The sequence below is a fragment of the Burkholderia sp. LA-2-3-30-S1-D2 genome (genome assembly GCF_001523915.2).
Lineage (GTDB): Bacteria > Pseudomonadota > Gammaproteobacteria > Burkholderiales > Burkholderiaceae > Burkholderia > Burkholderia diffusa.
Map to the genome: position 1 here is coordinate 1,685,401 of NZ_CP013384.1, position 19,017 is coordinate 1,704,417.

Below are 19,017 nucleotides of genomic sequence, written 5' to 3' on the forward strand. Positions count from 1 at the left end.
CGCCGCATGACCCGGAACGGCACGCTCGCGTGCCGTTTTTTTATTGACGGCCGTCAAGGTGCGTGCCGGTGGATCCGTCGATCATCGCGTTTCCGATTTCCGATGTTTCGACGAGGTTCAGATGACCGCACGCACTTCCTTCCCGCCGCTCACGATTCGCGGCCGCACCTTGCTGCCCGTGGTGCAGGGCGGCATGGGCGTCGGCATCTCCGCGCACCGCCTCGCGGGCAGCGTCGCGCGCGAAGGCGCGCTCGGCACGATCGCGAGCATCGACCTGCGTCACCACCATGCAGACTTGCTTGCGCGCTGTCGCGCGAATCCCGATCGCGCGACGCTGGAGGCCGCGAACCTCGAAGCGCTGGCGCGCGAGATTCGCCTCGCGAAGACCTACAGCGAAGGACGCGGGATGATCGCGGTCAACGTGATGAAGGCGGTGAGCGCGCACGCGGAATACGTGCGCGTCGCGTGCGACGAAGGCGCGGACGCGATCGTGATGGGCGCCGGCCTGCCGCTCGATCTGCCCGATCTCACGCAGGGTCATGACATCGCGCTGATCCCGATCCTGTCGGACAGCCGCGGGATCGCGCTGGTGCTGAAGAAGTGGATGAAGAAGGGGCGGCTGCCCGATGCGATCGTGATCGAGCATCCCGCGCATGCGGGCGGCCACCTCGGCGTCACGCAGATCGACGACATGCACGATGCGCGCTTCGATTTCGCGCGCGTGCTCGACGAGACCGCGCAGGTGATGGCGTCGCTCGGCCTCGCGCGCGACACGATCCCGCTGATCGTCGCGGGCGGGATCAACAGTCACGACACGGTACGAGCGGCGCTCGCGGCCGGCGCGAACGGCGTGCAGGTGGGAACGCCGTTCGCGGTGACGGAAGAGGGCGATGCGCATCCGAACTTCAAGCGCGTGCTGGCCGATGCGCTGCCCGAGGACATCGTCGAATTCGTCAGCGTGACGGGGCTGCCGGCGCGCGCGGTGAAGACCCCCTGGCTCGATCGCTACCTGCGCAACGAAACGCGCATTCGCGACAAGCTCGGCGCGTTCAAGCAGCGCTGCCCGACCGCGCTCGAGTGCCTGAGCGTCTGCGGGCTGCGCGACGGCATCGAAAAGTTCGGCCATTTCTGCATCGACACGCGGCTCGCGGCCGCGTTGCGCGGCGACGTCGCGAACGGCCTGTTCTTCCGTGGCCGCGAAGCGCTGCCGTTCGGCAGTGCGATCCGCAGCGTGCGCGATCTGCTCGACCTGCTGCTGACGGGCCGTGCGGCGGAGCCTGCGACAAACCGTCCAGTGTTTACGCTGGCTTGACGGATATCAAGGCGACGCAAAGACCCTACAGGGAGAATGGAATAAATTCTTCAAGGGGTCCGTACCATGCATAAAACGATTCGAACATGCGTCACCGCTGCCGCCGTGGCGGCAAGCCTCGTCATGATGCCCTCGCTGTCGCACGCGGCGTCGGCGGGAGACGGGATCAACCAGGGTGACGTCCTGGTCCGGTTGCGCGCGATCAGCATCCAGCCGAACGAGCGCGCGAGCGATACGCTCGGCGCGATCAACACCGGCGTGAACAACGCGATCGTGCCGGAGCTCGACTTCACCTACATGATCCGGGACTACCTGGGCGTGGAGCTGATCCTCGCCACGTCGCGGCACCAGATGACGTCGAGCCTCGGCAATCTCGGCGGTGTGGGCGTGCTGCCGCCGACGCTGTTGCTGCAGTACCACTTCAACCATGCCGGCAAGGTGCGTCCGTACGTCGGCGCGGGCCTGAACTACACGTACTTCTACAACAACGGGCTCAACGTCGGCGGGGAGGGCGTGTCGATCAACAAGAGCAGCTTCGGTCCCGCGCTGCAGTTCGGCGTCGACGTGCAGTTGACGAAGAAGGTGTTCATGAACGTCGACGTGAAGAAGATCTGGATGAGCACCGATGCGACGCTCGGCGACAAGGGCATCGGCACGTTGCACATCGATCCGCTGATCGTCGGCGTGGGCGTCGGCATGAAGTTCTAGACGCAAGCGAAAAGAACAGAGTTGGGGTTGGCGGCATGGCAGTCGGCATGCCGCTCTTTTTTTGTGCGGCGGATTTACAGCTTGTCGTACTGAAAGCGCATCGCGGTGCCTTCGCGCGTGATGCGCTCCCACACCGCGCGTTTCTCGTCGTCGCTCAGGAATACCCAGTTCGACACCTCGCCGGCCGTGCGGCCGCAGCCCTTGCAGACTTCGTCGAAGAGGGTCGAGCACACGCCGATGCAGGGGCTGTCGGGCAGGTCGTGGAGATTGGAGGCCATCGAAAGGGTTCGCGCGTTGAATCGTCAAGGCGTCATTTTAATGCATCGGATGACGCGGCCCGGCCGCGATGCCGATGGCGCGACGCACCACCCGTCGGGACAGTTTCACGGCCGCCTTCTTTTCCTGATGGACAGACGCCGATTAACCGATAGAATTCCCCCGGAATGCCCCGCTGCGCGGGCCGCCCGAGTGGCCGGCGGCGGGAATCTGTTCCGTTTGTGCGACACCGGCATGATTTTTTTGTGACGGAGCGCGAATGGTGGTAGCGTTCGGGGTTTTCGAGGGGCGGCGTGCCAGAATGCGCCGCCATGACGAGGCAGACGGCAGCCGGACACGAGGTCCGGCCGGAGGGAGAACGGGATGAAAGCAAAGGTAGTGGGCCGGTTCGCAGCGCTTGCGCTGTGCGTGGGTGCATCGGCGGCGGCGGCGAAGGATACGCAGCTCAATGTCTATAACTGGTCCGATTACATTGCGAAGGACACGATCCCGAACTTCGAGAAGCAGACGGGCGTCAAGGTTCGCTACGACAACTACGACAGCGACGACACGCTGCAGGCGAAGCTGCTGACGGGCAGCTCGGGCTACGACATCGTCGTGCCGACCAGCAACTACGCGGGCAAGCAGATCGCCGCCGGCATCTTCACGCCGCTCGACAAGTCGAAGCTGCCGAACCTCAAGTACCTCGATCCGCAACTGATGGCGCTCGTTGCCGGCGCGGACCCGGGCAACAAGTATTCGGTGCCCTGGGCGTACGGCACGACCGGCCTCGCGTACAACCTGACGAAGGCGCAGCAGGCGCTCGGCAAGGTTCCGCTCGACAACTGGGACATCCTGTTCAAGCCGGAAAACCTCTCGAAGCTGAAGACGTGCGGTGTGTCGGTGCTCGACGCTCCGGACCAGATGTTCGCGGCGGCGCTGCACTACATCGGCAAGGATCCGATGAGCACGAACCCGGCCGACTACAAGGCCGCGATGGAAGTGCTGAAGAAGATCCGCCCGTACATCACGCAATTCAACTCATCCGGCTACATCAACGACCTGGTCGGCGGCGACATCTGCTTCGCGTTCGGCTGGTCGGGCGACGTCGTGATCGCGAAGCATCGCGCGATCGAGGCGAAGAAGCCGTACAAGGTCGAGTACTACATTCCGAAGGGCGGCGCGCCGGTTTGGTTCGACGTGATGGCGATCCCGAAGGACGCGAAGAACAAGGACGCCGCGCTGCAGTGGATCAACTACATCGAGGATCCGAAGGTGCACGCGGCGATCACGAACGCCGTGTACTACCCGAGCGCGAACGCCGAGGCACGCAAGTACGTGCGACCGGACGTCGCGAACGACCCGGCCGTCTACCCGCCGGCCGACGTCGTGAAGACGCTGTTCCTGCTCAAGCCGCTGCCGCCTGAAATCCAGCGTCTGCAGACGCGTCTGTGGACCGAGCTGAAATCGGGCCGCTGAAGCGAGCCGGAGCAGGCCAGCAGTCATGAAGCCCCTGGTGTCCCCGGGGGCTTTGTTCGTCAAACGCAGGAGAGAAGCAGCACATCATGAATAGCCAGTCGGGTGCGCCGGTCGCGGGCGTGCCGTCCTTCGTTCCTTCGTCCGGCGCCGATGCGCGCGCCGAGAACTTTGTCCAGATCGTCGACGTCGTCAAGAAATTCGGCGAGACCGAAGTGGTGCGCAACGTGAACCTGACGGTGCGCCAGGGCGAGCTGTTCGCGCTGCTCGGCAGCTCGGGTTCCGGCAAGTCGACGCTGCTGCGCATGCTCGCGGGCCTCGAGACGGTCACATCGGGCAAGATCCTGATCGACGGCGAGGACCTCGCGCAGATGCCGCCGTACAAGCGGCCCGTGAACATGATGTTCCAGTCGTATGCGCTGTTCCCGCACATGTCGGTCGAATCGAACGTCGCATACGGCCTGAAGCAGGAAGGCACGCCGAAGGCGGAACTGAAGGAGCGCGTCGCGGCGGCGCTCGAGCTCGTGCAGATGAGCAAATACGCGAAGCGCAAGCCGCACCAGCTGTCGGGCGGCCAGCAGCAGCGCGTCGCGCTCGCGCGTTCGCTCGTCAAGCGCCCGAAGGTGCTGCTGCTCGACGAGCCGATGTCGGCGCTCGACAAGCAGATCCGCCAGCGCACGCAGATCGAGCTCGTCAACATCCTGAACAAGGTCGGCGTCACCTGCATCATGGTCACGCACGACCAGGAAGAGGCGATGACGATGGCGAACCGGCTCGCCGTGATGAGCGAAGGGCAGATCGTGCAGATCGGCTCGCCGAACGAAGTCTACGAATATCCGAACAGCCGCTTCTCGGCCGAGTTCATCGGCTCGACCAACCTGTTCGAAGGCGTCACCGTCGAGGACGAACCCGACCACGTGTACATCGAATCGCCGGAGCTGCCGAGCCGGCTGTACGTGAGCCACGGGATTTCGGGCCCGCTCGGGATGCCGGTCACGGTGTCGGTGCGTCCCGAGCGGATCGCGCTCACGCGCAAGCCGCCCGAAGGCGCGTTCAACTGGGCGCGCGGCAAGATCACCAACGTCGCGTACATGGGCGGCTATTCGCTGTATCACGTGAAGCTCGATGCGGGCAAGACGGTGATCGCGAACGTGTCGAGCCTCGCGATCACCGAGCTCGACACACCGGCGCTCGGCGACGAGATCTACGTGCGCTGGAGCGCGACCGCGGGCGTGGTGCTGACGTCATGAGCGCGCTCAAGTCCCTGCTCGCGTGGCCCGTGCGGCGCTTCAACCTGACCGGCGGCTCTGCGGTCGTCGCGGGGCCGTACACGTGGCTCGTGCTGTTCTTCCTCGTGCCGTTCGTGCTGGTCGTGAAGATCAGCTTCGCGGAGCTGCGGCTCGGCATTCCGCCGTATACGGAACTCGCATCGTACGCGGACGGCGTGGTGCACATCGCGCTGAACCTGTCGCACTATGCTTTCCTGCTCACCGACAGCCTGTATTTCGCGACCTACGTGAATTCGGTGCTGGTCGCGGCGATCACGACGCTGCTGTGCCTGCTGATCGGCTATCCGATGGCGTACTACATCGCGCGTTCGAACCCGGCGACCCGCAACCTGCTGATGATGGGCGTGATGCTGCCGTTCTGGACGTCGTTCCTGATCCGCGTGTACGCATGGATCGGGATCCTGAAGAACAACGGGCTGCTGAACAACTTCCTGATGTGGATCGGCCTGACCCATACGCCGATCGAGCTGTACCGCACGAACTACGCGGTGTACATCGGGATGGTGTATTCGTACCTGCCGTTCCTCGTGATGCCGCTCTACGCGCACCTCGTGAAGATGGACCTGCGTCTGCTCGAAGCCGCGTACGACCTCGGGGCCAAGCCGTGGAAGGCGTTCGTGCAGATCACGCTGCCGCTGTCGAAAAACGGGATCATCGCGGGCTGCCTGCTGGTGTTCATTCCGGCGGTCGGCGAGTACGTGATTCCGGAACTGCTCGGCGGCGCGAACACGCTGATGATCGGCCGCGTGATGTGGAATGAATTCTTCAACAACGCAGACTGGCCGATGGCGTCGGCCGTGACCTGCGCGATGGTGCTGCTGCTGCTCGTGCCGATGGCGATGTTCCAGCACTTCCAGGCGAAGGAGCAGGAGGGCCGCCGTCGATGAAGCCGAATCGTTACCTGCAGTTCGCGGCGCTGTTCGCCGGCTTCGCGTTCCTGTACATCCCGATCATCAGCCTGATCGTCTATTCGTTCAACGAGTCGAAGCTCGTCACCGTGTGGTCGGGTTTCTCGTTCCGCTGGTACTCGGCGCTCGTCGAGGACGACGAGCTGCTGACGGCTGCATGGCTGTCGCTGAAGATCGGCGTGCTGACCGCGTTCGCGTCGGTGTTCATCGGCACGTGGGCCGGCTTCGTGCTCGCGCGGATGGGGCGCTTTCGCGGCTTCGCGCTGTTCAGCGGGATGATCAACGCACCGCTGGTGATTCCGGAGGTGATCCAGGGGATCTCGCTGCTGCTGCTGTTCATCGAACTGGCGAAGTGGATCGGCTGGCCGGCCGAGCGCGGTGTGTTCACGATCTGGCTGGGCCACGTGATGCTGTGCATTTCGTACGTCGCGATCATCGTGCAGTCGCGCGTGCGCGAACTGAACCCGTCGCTCGAGGAAGCCGCGCTCGATCTGGGCGCGACGCCGCTGAAGGTGTTCTTCACGATCACGCTGCCGCTGATCTCGCAGGCGCTGATCGCGGGTTGGCTGCTCTCGTTTACGCTGTCGATCGACGACCTCGTGCTGTCGGCGTTCCTGTCGGGCCCCGGCTCGACGACGCTACCGCTCGTCGTGTTCTCGCGCGTGCGCCTCGGCCTGAACCCGGAGATGAACGCGCTCGCGACGCTGTTCATCGTCGCGGTGACGGCCGGTGTGGTGATCGCGAACTTCGTGATGCTGCGCCAGGAGCGAAAGCGGACGGCCGCATTCGCGACCTGACGTCATCACGCACAGGTTGCCGACGCAACGAAAAACGCCCGGTGCCGACGACGAGTCGGGCCGGGCGTTTTGCTTAGGGGTGTGCGCCGCGGTGGCTTATGCGCCGAACGCCGCCTTCGCGAGCATCCCGAGCGCGACGCAGACGAGCACGGCAGCGAAGCCGGCCTGCACATGCCGCGCGGACAGGTGCCGGGAGGCATGGCGCCCGATCGCCATGCCAATTGCGGTCGCGACCGTGAACCACAGCATCATGTCGAGCGGTGCGCGCGTGCCCGACACGAGCGTCGCGAGCACGCCGCCGGTGCCGACCAGCGCGATCACCATCAGCGACGTCGCGACTACGCCGTGCATCGACACGTTCGTGAACTTGCGCAGCATCGGCACGATCACGAAGCCGCCACCGACACCGAGCAGGCCCGTCATCAGCCCCGTCACCGCGCCGGTCGACGCAAGCGCGAGCCCGACCGGCCAGGACCACACGAGCCGGCCCGTATCGGGATTCACGCGGCCGACGCACAACCGCGACTCATCCGCGTCGCCGGGCGCGTGGCGCAGTGCCTGCCGCAGCAGGCGGCCCGCGACGATCAGCATCGTCAGCGCGAACAACGCCAGCAGCACGCGTTGCGGCAGCACGTGCGCAAGCTTCACGCCGAGCGTCGTGAGCGGCACGCCCGCCACGGCCATCAACAGCGCCGCGCGATAGCGCACGAGCCCGCGACGAAACCCTTCGAGCGCGCCGAGCGCGGCGCTGCCCGCGACAGCGACGAGCGCGACGGGCGTGGCCTGCTGCATCGGCCAGCCCATCCCGACGACGAGCGCGGGCACCGCGAGAATGCCGCCGCCTGCGCCGGTGAGGCCCAGCACGGCGCCGACGAGACTGCCGAGTACGAGGGAAATGAGCATGGTGTCATCGGGTTCCGGTCAACGTGCGATCGCGGGCTTCGCGAGCCATTCGCGGCCCTTGAGCATCGCCTTCCAGTAGAGCGGCGGCAGCAGGCGCTCCTTGAGCAGCCACGCGAGCCGGGACGGACGCCGGCCGTCGATCAGCCACGCGGGGAAGGTCGGCGCGACCTTGCCGCCGTACAGGAATTCGGCGAGCACGATCTTGCCGCGCTCGACGGTGAGCGGGCACGACCCGTAGCCGTCGTACGCGGCGTCGCCGTGCGCGCGGCCCAGAGACGCGAGCACATTGTGCGCGACGACGGGCGCCTGCTTGCGCGCGGCCGCGGCGGTCTTCGCGTTGGTCGTGTTGGTGACGTCGCCGAGCGCGAAGATGTCCGCGAACTGCTTGTGCCGCAGCGTCGCCGGATCGACGTCGATCCAGCCGGCCGCATCGGCGAGCGGGCTCGCGCGCACGAAATCGGGCGCCTTCTGCGGCGGCACGACGTGGATCATGTCGAACGCGCGTTCGACGGTTTCCGTGCCGCCGTCGGGCAAAGTGCGCCGGAACGTCGCGCGCCGCGCGGGCCCGTTGATCGCGACGAGGTTGTGGCCGAACGACAGCGCGATGTCGTAGTTTTTCACGTACTCCATCAGCGCGGGCACGTAGTCGGCGACCCCGAACAGCGCGGCGCCCGCATTCAGGAACTCGACGTTCGCGGCGCCCAGGCGGCCCGCGCGCCGCCAGTGATCGCACGACAGGTACATCGCCTTCTGCGGCGCGCCGGCGCACTTGATCGGCATCGGCGGCTGCGTGAACAGCGCGTTGCCGCCGCGGAACGCCTGCACCAGTTCCCACGTGTACGGCGCGAGGTCGTAGCGATAGTTCGACGTGACACCGTTGCGGCCGAGCGTTTCCGCGAGGCCGTCGATCGCGTGCCAGTCGAGCTTGAGCCCCGGGCACACAACAAGCTTGCGGTAGCCGATACGCCGGCAACCGTCGAGCACCACCGTGTGCGCGTCGGGCTCGAAGCCGGCGACGGCGGCCTGGATCCATTTCACGCCGCGCGGCAGCAGGTCGACGATCCGGCGCGCGGTCGTGTCGGGCCGGAACACGCCCGCGCCGACCATCGTCCAGCCGGGCTGGTAGTAGTGCGTATCGGCCGGGTCGATCACCGCGATATCGAGCGATGCGTCGCGCGCAAGCAGGCTCGACGCGACCGCGACACCGGCCGCACCCGCGCCGACGATCACGATGTCGTGCCGCGCGTCGATGGCTGGCGCGGCCTGGCGGTCGTCCTGCGCGAGTCCTTGCGTGGCACCTCGTGTGAGGCGCGGCGCGAGCGCGCCGAGGTCATAACCGGCCGCGGCGGCGATCGCGACGATGTCGCCGGCCGGACGCCTGTCGGCCTGCGACAGCGCCCACAGCGTCGCCGAACGCGTGCCGCTGCGGCAGTATGCGAGTACCGGGCCGGCGAGCGACGCGACGAGCGCGTCGAACTGCCTGGCCTGATCGTCGGTGACTTTGCCGGTATCGACCGGAAGGTAATGGACGGCGATGCCGAGCGGCGCAGCGGCGGCGCGAATCTCGTCGACGGTCGGCTGGTCCGCGCCTTCGCCGTCCGGGCGGTTGCAGACGATCGTGCGGATGCCGGCCGCGCGGAGCGCGGGCAGGTCGGTCGCGGCGATCTGGGGTGAGACCGACAGCAGGTCGGTCAGCGTGCGGATGGTCATGTCGGGGGGGCTCCGGTCGGGGCGGCGGTTCAGATCGCGTCGAGCGGGATCTTCAGGTAACGCACGCCATTGTTTTCGGGCTCGGGCAGGTGGCCGGCGCGCATGTTGACCTGCACGGACGGCAGCATCAGCACGGGCATGTCGAGCGTCGCGTCGCGCGCGGTGCGCATGGCGACAAAATCGTCCTCGGTCACGCCGTCCTTCACGTGCACGTTCGCGCGGCGCTGCTCGGCCACGGTCGTCACGAACTGCACGTCGCGGCCGCCCGGCTGGTAGTCGTGGCACAGGTACAGGCGCGTGTCGGGCGGCAGGGCGAGCACGCGCGCGATCGAGCGGTAAAGCGTGCGTGCGTCGCCGCCCGGGAAATCGCAGCGGGCGGTGCCGTAGTCGGGCATGAACAGCGTGTCGCCGACGAACGCGGCACGCTGCGTCGCGTCGTCGATGCAGTAGGTCAGGCACGCGGGCGTGTGGCCCGGCGTGTGCAGCGCGCGGATCGTCAGCCCGCCGAGCGCAAGCGTGTCATTGTCGTCGAGCAGGCGATCGAACTGGCTGCCGTCCTGCGCGAAACCCGGGCCGGCGTTGAACAGCGAGCCGAACACGTGCTGCACGCGGCATACGTGCGAGCCGATCGCGATCTGCCCGCCGACATGCGCCTTCAGGTACGGCGCGGCTGACAGATGGTCGGCGTGCACGTGCGTTTCCAGCAGCCAGTGCACGGTCGCACCGAGTTCTGCGACGCGGGCGATCAGCCGGTCGGCGCTGGCGGTGCGCGTGCGGCCGGATTTCGGGTCGTAGTCGAGCACGCTGTCGATCAGCGCGCACGCGCGGCTCGCGGTGTCGAGCAACAGGTAGCTGACGGTATGGGTCGCCGGGTCGAAAAAGCCTTCGACCGACAGCTTGGGGGCATGGCTCACGGGATGTCCTCGATCGGGTTCTGCATCGGCAATCGGGGATGACATTCACAAGAAGCATGCCAGCCCGCGCCGCGATGCCGGACGATGTGGCAGGTACTTGATTCGGCTCGGATTTCTGGCCTGTTCGCGGTGCGCCGCGAGCACCGCCTGCGGGGCGTCGTTGATGTCGACTGCCATATTTGGCAGTGTTATGGCAGAATTGGCAGTCGGTCTGTCAGTCCGACTGTCCATCCGTTCCCGAGCGTTCTCATGAATCCGCACGACACCATTCCGATCGTTCCCGCGCCGTCGCGCGACGTCATGCCCGACGTGCGTGCGCTCGTCGCGTATCTTGAGCACGACCCGCAGCCGATGATCGTCGTCGATCCCGACTACCGCATCCTCGCGGCGAACGATGCGTACCGGCGCCAGTTCGGCGTGGCGGGTGTCGAGCACGTCGGCCGGCGCTGCTTCCAGGTCTCGCATCACTACGACGTGCCGTGCGACCAGGCCGGCGAGCATTGCCCGATGAAGCAGGCACTCGAGTCGCGCAGCCTGAACCGCGTGTTGCACATTCACCATACGCCGCGCGGCCCCGAGCACGTCGACGTGGAGTTGCGGCCGATCTTCGACGCGCGCGGCGACGTGATCGCGTACGTCGAGCGGCTGACGACGGTGCGCAGCGCGTCCGCGCAGCCGAGCGCTGAAGGGCTCGTCGGCGGCGCCGATGCGTTCAATGCGGCACTCGGCGCGCTGCAGCGCGTTGCGCCGTCGATGCTGCCCGTGCTGCTGCTCGGCGAATCGGGTACCGGCAAGGAGCTGTTCGCGCGGGCGCTGCACGAGGCGAGCGAACGTGCGATGGGGCCGTTCGTGGTCGTCGACTGTTCGGGTATCGCCGAGACGCTGTTCGAGAGCGAACTGTTCGGCTACGAGAAGGGGGCGTTTACCGGCGCCAACCAGCGCAAGCCGGGCCTCGTCGAGACCGCGCAGGGCGGCACGCTGTTTCTCGACGAGATCGGCGACGTGCCGCTGCCGATGCAGGTGAAGCTGCTGCGGCTGATCGAGTCGGGGACGTTCCGGCGCGTCGGCGGTGTCGAGGCGCTGCGCGCGGATTTCCGGCTCGTCGCGGCGACGCACAAGCCGCTGCGCGAGATGATCGACGATGGCCGGTTCCGGCAAGATCTCTACTACCGGATCAACGCGTTTCCGATTCCGCTGCCGCCGCTGCGCGAGCGGCGCGGCGACGTCGCGCTGCTGGCCGAATCGATCCTGCGGCGCATCGCGAACGCGCGTGCCGGCGCGGGCGATGCGAGCGCGCGACCGTTCGCGGCCCGGCCGTTCGTGCTGAGCGAGCAGGCGCGTGCGTGCCTCGACGCGTATGCATGGCCGGGCAATATCCGCGAGCTGCGCAACGTGCTGGAACGTGCATGCCTGTTCGCGGACGACGGGACGATCCGCGTCGAACATCTGCCGGCCGAACTGGTCGCGGCGGCGGCCACACCGCACGCGCATGCGGCGGACACGCGCGGCGTGTCGGATGCGGAACTCGTGCGGATTGCGGGCACGTTCGACGGTACGCGCAAGCAACTGGCCGAGCACGTCGGGATGAGCGAGCGCACGCTGTACCGGCGGATGAAGGCGCTCGGGCTCGGAGTGCGCGACCGGTGAGCGAGAGCCGGACCGCTCGCGCGGGCAGCGCATGAAACCGACATGCACCGCCCGCGGGGGCTACGCCATCAACGCGCCGGCGCCAACTGGGCCATTGCCTCGCGGATGAACGCGAGCAGCGTGTCGTCGACCCACGAATCCTTCGTCAGCGCCGGCTCGATCATCATCGCATCCCGGAATTTCGCGTGCGTGGCCGGGTCGTTGCCCGCATAGCTGCGGAACAGGTCGAGCCAGCGTTGCGCGAGCGCGCGGCCTTCCGGCGAATCGGGCCTTGCGCCCGCATCGATCGCGTCGCGCACGTCGCCCATCAGTTGCGGCCATTCCATCGCGTGTTCGCCGAAGTGCGCGCGCATGAAGCGGATCTCGTCCGGCGCGAGATACTTCTCGAAGATCCGCATCTTCGTCTCCGAGGACGCGCGCAGCACATAGTCGCGCAGTACGGTCGAAATGCCGATCTTCGACTGCATCGCCGGTTCGCGCTCGTGCATCAGGTTCAGCTTCGCGAGCAGCCGCGGATCGTTGTTCGTGTCGCGCACGAGCATTGTCATCCAGCGGCCGGCGAGTGCACGGACGCGCTCGTCCTCGGGCGGCACGCCCGCGTCGTGCAGCGCGCGCACGTCGGCGACGAGCGCGATCCATTCGGCGTCGCCCGCCTGGCTCTTGCGGTACATCGGCAGGCGCGCGAGTTCTTCCTCGGAAAAGTATTTGTCGTACACGGTCATCAACTCCAGTGTGGTGAGCCAATCGGCCAGTTCCGGCTCGGTGCCCGCGGCGAGTTGCGCGTGCAGGTGCACGAGCCGCTCGCGCAGCTGCGCGGCCTGCGCGAGCTGGTGGTCGAGCGACGCGATCTGCCTCGCGACGATCTCGACGAGCGGGGTGCCGGGCTGGTTCAGGTAGTCGCCGATTTCGGCGAGCGACAGTCCGAAGCGACGCAGGGCCTGGATCTGGTGGAGCCGGGCGATGTCGTCGCGGTCGTACAGCCGGTAGCCGTTGTCGGCACGCGCCGAAGGCATCAGGAGGCCGATCGCGTGATAGTGATGAAGCGTGCGGACGGTCAGGCCGCTGCGTTTCGCCAGTTCTCCCACTTTCAGCCGCATGGTGTCCTCCGTTCGGTGCGCACGCTGGAGTCTCGAACGTTACGCTACGTGAGGGTCAAGCGGAAGATCGCGGATCGGCGCGCGGGGTGGTCCCGCGCGCCGTGCTTCCCGGGCAAGGGGCGCGTTATTGTGGCGACGGCGGCGACGGCGGCGACGGCGGCGCGTCGGGCGTGGCCGCGCGTGCCTGGGCGGCGAGGGCGCCTTGGCCCTCGTTGCCGGCGCGGCCTGCCGTGTCGACGTTCCCGGCCGCCGGTGCGTTGCCGGTCGGTTCGACCGGCGGCGTGCCCATTGCCTGATAGAGCCGCGCGGTATCCGCGAGGCGTGCGCCGGTCGCGCGAATTTCGTCGAGCCGCGCGTTGCGGTACTGCAGCTCGCTCGCGCGCGCGGCCGATGGTGGCAACGCGCCGAGCCGCACGCGGGCGGCCGCGTCGTCGTACGCGCCGCGCGCGGACAGCGCGGCCCGCGACGACGCATCAAGCGCCTCCGCATCGTGCTCGAGCGCGGCGAGCGAATCGGCGACGTTCTGGAACGCGCTCAGCACGGTCTGCCTGTACTGGTCGACCGCGGCCTCGTAGGTCGCCTTCGCCGCACGCCGCTGCGCGAGCAGCGCGCCACCGTGGAACAGCGGCTGGCTCAGCGACGCGCCGACGTTCCAGATCGCGCCGGCACCCGACAGCATCGTCGGCCAGCTGAAGCCGCCTTTGCCCATGGCCGCCGACAGCGACAGCTGCGGGAACAGCTGCGCGGTCGCGACGCCGACTTCGGCGGCGGCCGCCTTCAGCCCCGCGTCGGCGGCCTGGATGTCGGGGCGACTTTGCAGCAGGTCCGACGGCACGACCACGGGCACCTGCGCGGGCAGGTGCAGGTCGGCGAGCGTGAGGTCGGCGGGCGGCCGGTCGGGCGTGCGGCCGACCAGCACCGCCAGCGCATGGCGCGCCGAGTCGCGCTGCTGGCGCAGCGCGGGCAGGCTCGCGGCGAAGGTGTCCGCGCTTTGCTGCGCGCTCAGCGCGTCGCTGTGCGACGCCGAGCCGAGCGCGTAGCGGCGTTGCGCGTCGTGGGCCTGGTCGTTCGCGAGCGCGACGAGCCGTTCGGTCGTCGCGATCTGCGCATTGAGCACCGACACCGTGATCGACGCCGTGACGATGTTCGCGGCGAGTGCCCGGCGCGCCGATTCGAGCTGGAACGCGCTGACGTCGACGCGTTTCGCGAGCGCGCGGTTCGCGAAGCGCGCCGCGCCGAACAGGTCGATCGTGTAGCTCGCCTGCAGTTGCCCGACGAACGTGTCGTACAGCAGCGTCGGCGCGCCGAGCGCGGGGATCGGCACGCCGAGCGCGCGCTGGCGCGTGGCCTGGCCGCCCGCGTCGATCGACGGCAGCATCGAGCTGCCGATCTGTCCGCGCAGCTGCTCGCGCGCGGCATCCAGCGAATGCGACGCCGCGCTGAGCGTCGGGCTGTTGCGCAGGCCTTCGTCGACGAGCGCGTTCAGCGCCTCGGAGCGGTACTGCTTCCACCAGTCGGGCACGGGCTGCGCGCCGACTTCGAACTGTTGCGCGACGCCTTGCGCGGCGACGGTCTGCTGCACTTGCGGCACGGTGCCGTAGTGCGCGGGCGACGGCATCGCGGGCGGCTCGCCGCTCGGCGCGAACCACGCGCAGCCCGCGAGCGGGCCGGCGAGGCTCGCCACGGCAAACGCACGCATGGCTTTCGTTTTCAGGTTCATCGATCCATCCATGGTCAGGCTCCCGACGGCGCGGCCGGTGTGTTGCCGCCTGGCGGCGGGCCGTCGCGCGGGTCGCGTTCGTCGCGCTTCACCCGGAACCACGCGGCGTACAGCGCGGGCAGGTAGAACAGGGTCAGCACGGTCGCGCTCGTGATCCCGCCCATCAGCGCGGTCGCCATCGGCCCGAAGAAGTTCGAGCGCAACAGCGGAATGAGTGCGAGCACGGCGGCCGCGGCCGTGAGCGTGATCGGACGGAAGCGCCGCACGGTCGCACCGACGATCGCGTCGAAGCGTCCGTGGCCGGCCGCGATGTCCTGCTCGATCTGATCGACGAGAATCACCGAGTTGCGCATGATGATCCCGAACATCGCGATCACGCCCAGCATCGCGACGAAGCCGAACGGCTGGCCGAACAGCAGCAGCGTGCCGACCACGCCGATCAGCCCGAGCGGTGCGGTCAGCACGACCATCAGCACGCGCGAGAAGCTCTGCAGCTGGATCATCAGCAACGTGAACACGGCGATCACCATCAGCGGCATCTGCGCGTTGATCGACGCCTGCGCCTTCGCGCTTTCCTCGACCGATCCGCCGATGTTGATCTGGTAGCCGACCGGCAGTTGCGCGCGCAACGCATTCAGCTTGCCGTCGATCGAATGCGTGACGTCGATGCCTTGCGCGCCGGCGCGTACGTCGGACTGCACGGTAATGGTCGGCTGGCGATCGCGTTCCCACACCACGCCGTATTCGAGCGTCGGCGTGAAGCGGCCGAGCGAGCCGAGCGGCACGGGGCCGTTCGGCGTCGGCATCGCCAGGCCCGCGAGCTTCGCGGGATCGACGCGATCGGGGCGCGGCGCACGCAGGTCGACCGCGATCAGCTTGTCGCGTTCGCGATACTGCGTGACGGTCGTGCCGGACAGCGTCATCGCGAGGAAGCTCGACACGTCCTGCGACGTGACGTTCAGCTCGCGCGCCTTCTTCTGGTCGAGCTCGAAGCGCACCGAGCGCTCGGCCGGCTCATCCCAGTCGAACTGCACGTTCACCGTGCGTGCGTCGCCGCGCATCGTCGCCGCGACCTTCTCGGCGATCGCGCGTACCGTCGCGATGTCGTCGCCGCTCACGCGGAACTGCACGGGGTAGCCGACGGGCGGGCCGTTCTCGAGCCGCGACAGGCGCCAGCGCACGGCCGGGAACTGGTCGCGCAGCGTGGTTTCGAGCCAGGTGGCGAGCTTCTCGCGATCCTTGACCGATTTTGCGGTGACGACGAACTGCGCGAAGTTCGGCAACTGCAGCTGCTGGTCGAGCGGCAGGTAGAAGCGCGGCGCGCCGCTGCCGACGAAATTCACCGAATGGTCGATCTCGGGCCGCTTGTCGAGCACCTTTTCGAGGCGTTCGGTCTCGCGCAGCGTCGCCGCGAACGACGCACCCTCGGGCAGCCGCAGGTCGACCAGCAGCTCGGGTCGATCGGAGCTCGGGAAGAACTGCTGCGGCACGAGCGAGAAACCCATCAGCGCGACGACGAAGAGCGCGCCGGTGATCAGCAGAACGACGAAGCGGCGCTCGATGCACCAGTCGATCCAGCCGCGCAAGCGCGTGTAGAAGCGCGTGTCATAGATGTCGTGTTCGTGATCGTCCGGCAGGTGAGCTTCGTGCGCGTGCTTCTTGCGTTCGGGCAGCAGGTGATAGCCGAGCAGCGGAATCAGCACGACGGCCGCGAACCACGACGCGATCAGCGCGATCGCCGACACCTCGAAGATCGAGCGCGTGTACTCCCCGGTGCTCGATTTCGCGAGCGCGATCGGCAGGAAGCCCGACACCGTGACGAGCGTGCCGGTCAGCATCGGGAACGCGGTGCTCGTGTACGCGAACGAGGCGGCGCGCGCACGGCTGTAGCCCTGCTCGAGCTTCACGGCCATCATCTCGACGGCGATGATCGCGTCGTCGACGAGCAGCCCGAGCGCGAGCACGAGCGTGCCGAGCGACACCTTGTGCAGCCCGATGTCGAACAGGTACATGAAGAGTGCGGTCACCGCGAGCACGACCGGAATCGAGATCACGACGACCATCCCGGTGCGCAGGCCGAGCGACACGAGGCTCACGACCAGCACGATCGCAACGGCTTCGGCAACCGCTTCGAGGAAGTCGTCGACCGAATGCGCTACCGCATGCGGCATGCTCGACACCAGCGTCAGCTTGAGGCCTGCCGGCAGTTGCGCCTGCAGGTCCTTTGATTGGGCGTCGAGCGCCTTGCCGAGCCGGATCACGTCGCCGCCCGGCTGCATCGTCACGCCGACGCCGAGCACGGCATGGCCTTTCGCGCGCATCTGCGTGACGGGCGGATCGTCGTAGCCGCGCTTCACGGTGGCGAGGTCGCCGAGCCGGAACGTGCGGCCGTTGATGCGGATCAGCGTGTCGGCGATCGCGGCGACGTTGTCGAACTGGCCGCTCGGCCGCACGAACACGCGATCGTCGGCGGTCGTGAGCACGCCGGCCGACGAGATGTCGTTCTGCGCGTTGATCGCCTGCCCGAGCTGCTGCGGCGAGATGCCGAGACGCGTGAGCTGCGTGTTGTCGGCCTCGATGAAGATCCGCTGGTCGGGGTCGCCGAAGTAGTCGACCTTGCCGACGCCCGGCACGCGCAGCAGCACCGTGCGCAGTTGGTCCGCATAGTCGTGGAGTTGCGCGGGCGTGAAGCCGTCGCCTTCGAGCGTCCAGATGTTGGTGTAAACGTCGCCGAACTCGTCGTTGAAGAACGGGCCCTGTACGCCTGACGGCAGCGTATAGCCGATGTCGCCGACCTTCTTGCGGATCTGGTACCAGGTCTCGGGCACGTCCTTCACGGGCGCCGAGTCCTTCATCGTGAAGAAAATCAGCGATTCGCCGGGCCGCGAATAGCTGCGCAGGAAGTCGATGGCCGGCGTTTCCTGCAGCTTGCGGCCGATCCGGTCGGTCACCTGTTCCTGCACCTGCCGCGCGCTCGCGCCCGGCCAGAACGTGCGGATCACCATCACGCGGAACGTGAACGGCGGGTCTTCGGATTGCGCGAGCCGCGTGTACGCGAGGATGCCCGCGAGCGTCGCGAGCGCGATCAGGTAGACGACCAGCGCCTGGTGGCGCAGCGCCCATGCCGACAGGTTGAACCGACCTTCTTCGCGGGGGCCGCTCATGACGCGAAGTCCTCCGGATGCAGCGGTGCGATCGGCCGCACCTTCTCGCCCGCGCTGACCGTATGCACGCCTTGCAGCACGACGCGCTCGCCAGGCTGCAGCCCGCTCGACACGGTGACGGTGCGTTCGTTGAAGCGCGCGACGTCGACGCGGCGCAGTTCGAGCGTGTCGTCCTTCGTGCGCACGACCCACACGGCCGGATGCGGGCCGTCGTGGAACAGCGCGGTCGCGGGCAGCGTGATGCTCGGCGCGTTGCCGGCAGCCGGCGCGCCGTCGAACGCGACGTTCGCGGTCATTCCGAGGCGCACGGCCGGATCGGGGGCGGCGAGCGTGAGCTTCACGCGGTAAGTGCGGCTTTGCGGATCGGCGGCCGGCGCGATTTCGCGAACCTTCGCGGCGAACTGCCGGCCCGGAAGCGACGGCAGCGTGACGCTCGCCGCGTGGCCGGGCGTGAGCGATGCGAGCGCGGCTTCGGGCACGTCGCTGACGACATCGACGTCGCCCGACCACGCGAGCTGGTAGACGGCCTGGCCGGCGGAAACGTTCTGGCCGGTGTCGGCCTGTTCGGCGGTGATGGTGCCCGCGTGATCGGCGACGAGCGTCGCATAGCGGAGCTGGTTCTTCGCGAGCGCGAGTTGCTGCTGCGCCTGGTCGCGCTGCGCGAGCGCCGACGTGTAGCTGTTCTCGGTCTGTTCGAGCTGCGCGGTCGCGATCAGGTTCTCGCGCGCCTGCGCGCGATCGCGGTCGAGCTGCTGCTTCGCGAACGCGAGGCTGTGCGATGCGGCATCGAGCTGCGCCTGCGCGCTCGCGGCGTTCTTCTCGACGTCGGACGGATCGAGCAGCGCGACGACCTGGCCGGCCTTGACCGTATCGCCGAGCCGCACCTTGCGTTCGACGATCTTGCCCGCGATGCGGAACGATAGCGGCGTCGCGTAACGCGGCTGGATCTCGCCGGGCAGCGTGGCGGCAGCCGCGGCGCCGTCGGCGTGCGCAGGCAGCGCGACGACCGGGCGCGGCGCAGGCGGCGCGGCTTCCTTCGGGTGGCAGGCGGCGAGGACGAGCGCGGTGCCGATCAGCAGCACGGCGCGGGAACCGGAGCGATTCACGAAACCCCCAG

General features: G+C 67.8%; 15 protein-coding genes. 7 read left to right on the top strand and 8 right to left on the bottom strand.

Annotation, left to right across the window (positions count from 1 at the left end):
• Positions 1-121: 121 nt before the first annotated feature.
• Together WS66_RS20600 and WS66_RS20605 are read left to right on the top strand one after the other, a co-directional pair.
• Complete coding sequence (locus tag WS66_RS20600) at positions 122-1,312, top strand: NAD(P)H-dependent flavin oxidoreductase (RefSeq protein WP_059606903.1); 1,191 nt, start codon at positions 122-124, stop codon at positions 1,310-1,312.
• A gap of 66 nt (positions 1,313-1,378) precedes the next feature.
• Positions 1,379-2,020 (top strand): OmpW/AlkL family protein, encoded by a 642-nt coding sequence (locus WS66_RS20605; RefSeq protein WP_059606901.1) that lies wholly within the window; start codon positions 1,379-1,381, stop codon positions 2,018-2,020.
• A 74-nt stretch (positions 2,021-2,094) separates the two neighbouring features.
• Here the strand turns inward: WS66_RS20605 and WS66_RS20610 are convergent, their stop codons facing one another.
• On the bottom strand, positions 2,095-2,298 hold the full coding sequence (locus tag WS66_RS20610) for a DUF1289 domain-containing protein (protein ID WP_027784516.1): 204 nt from the start codon (positions 2,296-2,298) through the stop codon (positions 2,095-2,097).
• Positions 2,299-2,659: 361 nt separating this feature from the next.
• Here WS66_RS20610 and WS66_RS20615 point away from each other — a divergent pair, with 361 nt between their 5' ends.
• The 4 genes from WS66_RS20615 to WS66_RS20630 all read left to right on the top strand — a co-directional run bounded on the left by WS66_RS20615 (position 2,660) and on the right by WS66_RS20630 (position 6,745).
• The gene (locus tag WS66_RS20615) at positions 2,660-3,754 is read left to right on the top strand and encodes a polyamine ABC transporter substrate-binding protein (RefSeq protein ID WP_059606899.1); all 1,095 of its coding nucleotides are present in this window, start codon (positions 2,660-2,662) and stop codon (positions 3,752-3,754) included.
• A gap of 86 nt (positions 3,755-3,840) precedes the next feature.
• On the top strand, positions 3,841-5,001 hold the full coding sequence (locus tag WS66_RS20620) for an ABC transporter ATP-binding protein (RefSeq protein ID WP_059606897.1): 1,161 nt from the start codon (positions 3,841-3,843) through the stop codon (positions 4,999-5,001).
• Positions 4,998-5,927, top strand: a complete 930-nt coding sequence (locus tag WS66_RS20625; RefSeq protein WP_059606895.1) for an ABC transporter permease subunit — start codon at positions 4,998-5,000, stop codon at positions 5,925-5,927. Before WS66_RS20620 ends, WS66_RS20625 begins: the two co-directional genes overlap by 4 nt.
• Positions 5,924-6,745, top strand: coding sequence for an ABC transporter permease subunit (locus WS66_RS20630; protein WP_059606893.1), 822 nt, complete (start codon positions 5,924-5,926; stop codon positions 6,743-6,745). The genes WS66_RS20625 and WS66_RS20630 overlap by 4 nt, the downstream gene beginning before the upstream one ends.
• Positions 6,746-6,841: 96 nt before the next feature.
• Here the strand turns inward: WS66_RS20630 and WS66_RS20635 are convergent, their stop codons facing one another.
• From WS66_RS20635 to WS66_RS20645, 3 genes are read right to left on the bottom strand one after another with little or no spacing between them, the layout of a single operon-like run.
• On the bottom strand, positions 6,842-7,648 hold the full coding sequence (locus WS66_RS20635; RefSeq protein ID WP_059606891.1) for a sulfite exporter TauE/SafE family protein: 807 nt from the start codon (positions 7,646-7,648) through the stop codon (positions 6,842-6,844).
• An 18-nt stretch (positions 7,649-7,666) separates the two neighbouring features.
• Complete coding sequence (locus WS66_RS20640; protein ID WP_059606889.1) at positions 7,667-9,358, bottom strand: bifunctional protein tyrosine phosphatase family protein/NAD(P)/FAD-dependent oxidoreductase; 1,692 nt, start codon at positions 9,356-9,358, stop codon at positions 7,667-7,669.
• A gap of 29 nt (positions 9,359-9,387) precedes the next feature.
• Entirely contained in the window at positions 9,388-10,272 is an 885-nt protein-coding gene (locus WS66_RS20645) for an MBL fold metallo-hydrolase (RefSeq protein WP_059606887.1), read from the bottom strand.
• 249 nt (positions 10,273-10,521) lie between these two features.
• Here WS66_RS20645 and WS66_RS20650 point away from each other — a divergent pair, with 249 nt between their 5' ends.
• Entirely contained in the window at positions 10,522-11,919 is a 1,398-nt protein-coding gene (locus WS66_RS20650) for a sigma-54 interaction domain-containing protein (RefSeq protein WP_059606885.1), read from the top strand.
• Between the two features lie 68 nt (positions 11,920-11,987).
• On the opposite strand, the gene WS66_RS20655 is transcribed toward WS66_RS20650, so the two are convergent.
• The 4 genes from WS66_RS20655 to WS66_RS20670 all read right to left on the bottom strand — a co-directional run bounded on the left by WS66_RS20655 (position 11,988) and on the right by WS66_RS20670 (position 19,006).
• Positions 11,988-13,016, bottom strand: coding sequence for a MerR family transcriptional regulator (locus tag WS66_RS20655; protein ID WP_059606883.1), 1,029 nt, complete (start codon positions 13,014-13,016; stop codon positions 11,988-11,990).
• A gap of 124 nt (positions 13,017-13,140) precedes the next feature.
• A complete protein-coding gene (locus WS66_RS20660) occupies positions 13,141-14,748 on the bottom strand; it encodes an efflux transporter outer membrane subunit (protein ID WP_059606881.1) in 1,608 nt (535 codons plus the stop codon).
• 2 nt (positions 14,749-14,750) lie between these two features.
• The gene (locus tag WS66_RS20665; protein WP_059606879.1) at positions 14,751-17,900 is read right to left on the bottom strand and encodes an efflux RND transporter permease subunit; all 3,150 of its coding nucleotides are present in this window, start codon (positions 17,898-17,900) and stop codon (positions 14,751-14,753) included.
• Positions 17,897-19,006, bottom strand: coding sequence for an efflux RND transporter periplasmic adaptor subunit (locus WS66_RS20670; RefSeq protein ID WP_059606877.1), 1,110 nt, complete (start codon positions 19,004-19,006; stop codon positions 17,897-17,899). Before WS66_RS20670 ends, WS66_RS20665 begins: the two co-directional genes overlap by 4 nt.
• Positions 19,007-19,017: the final 11 nt, after the last annotated feature.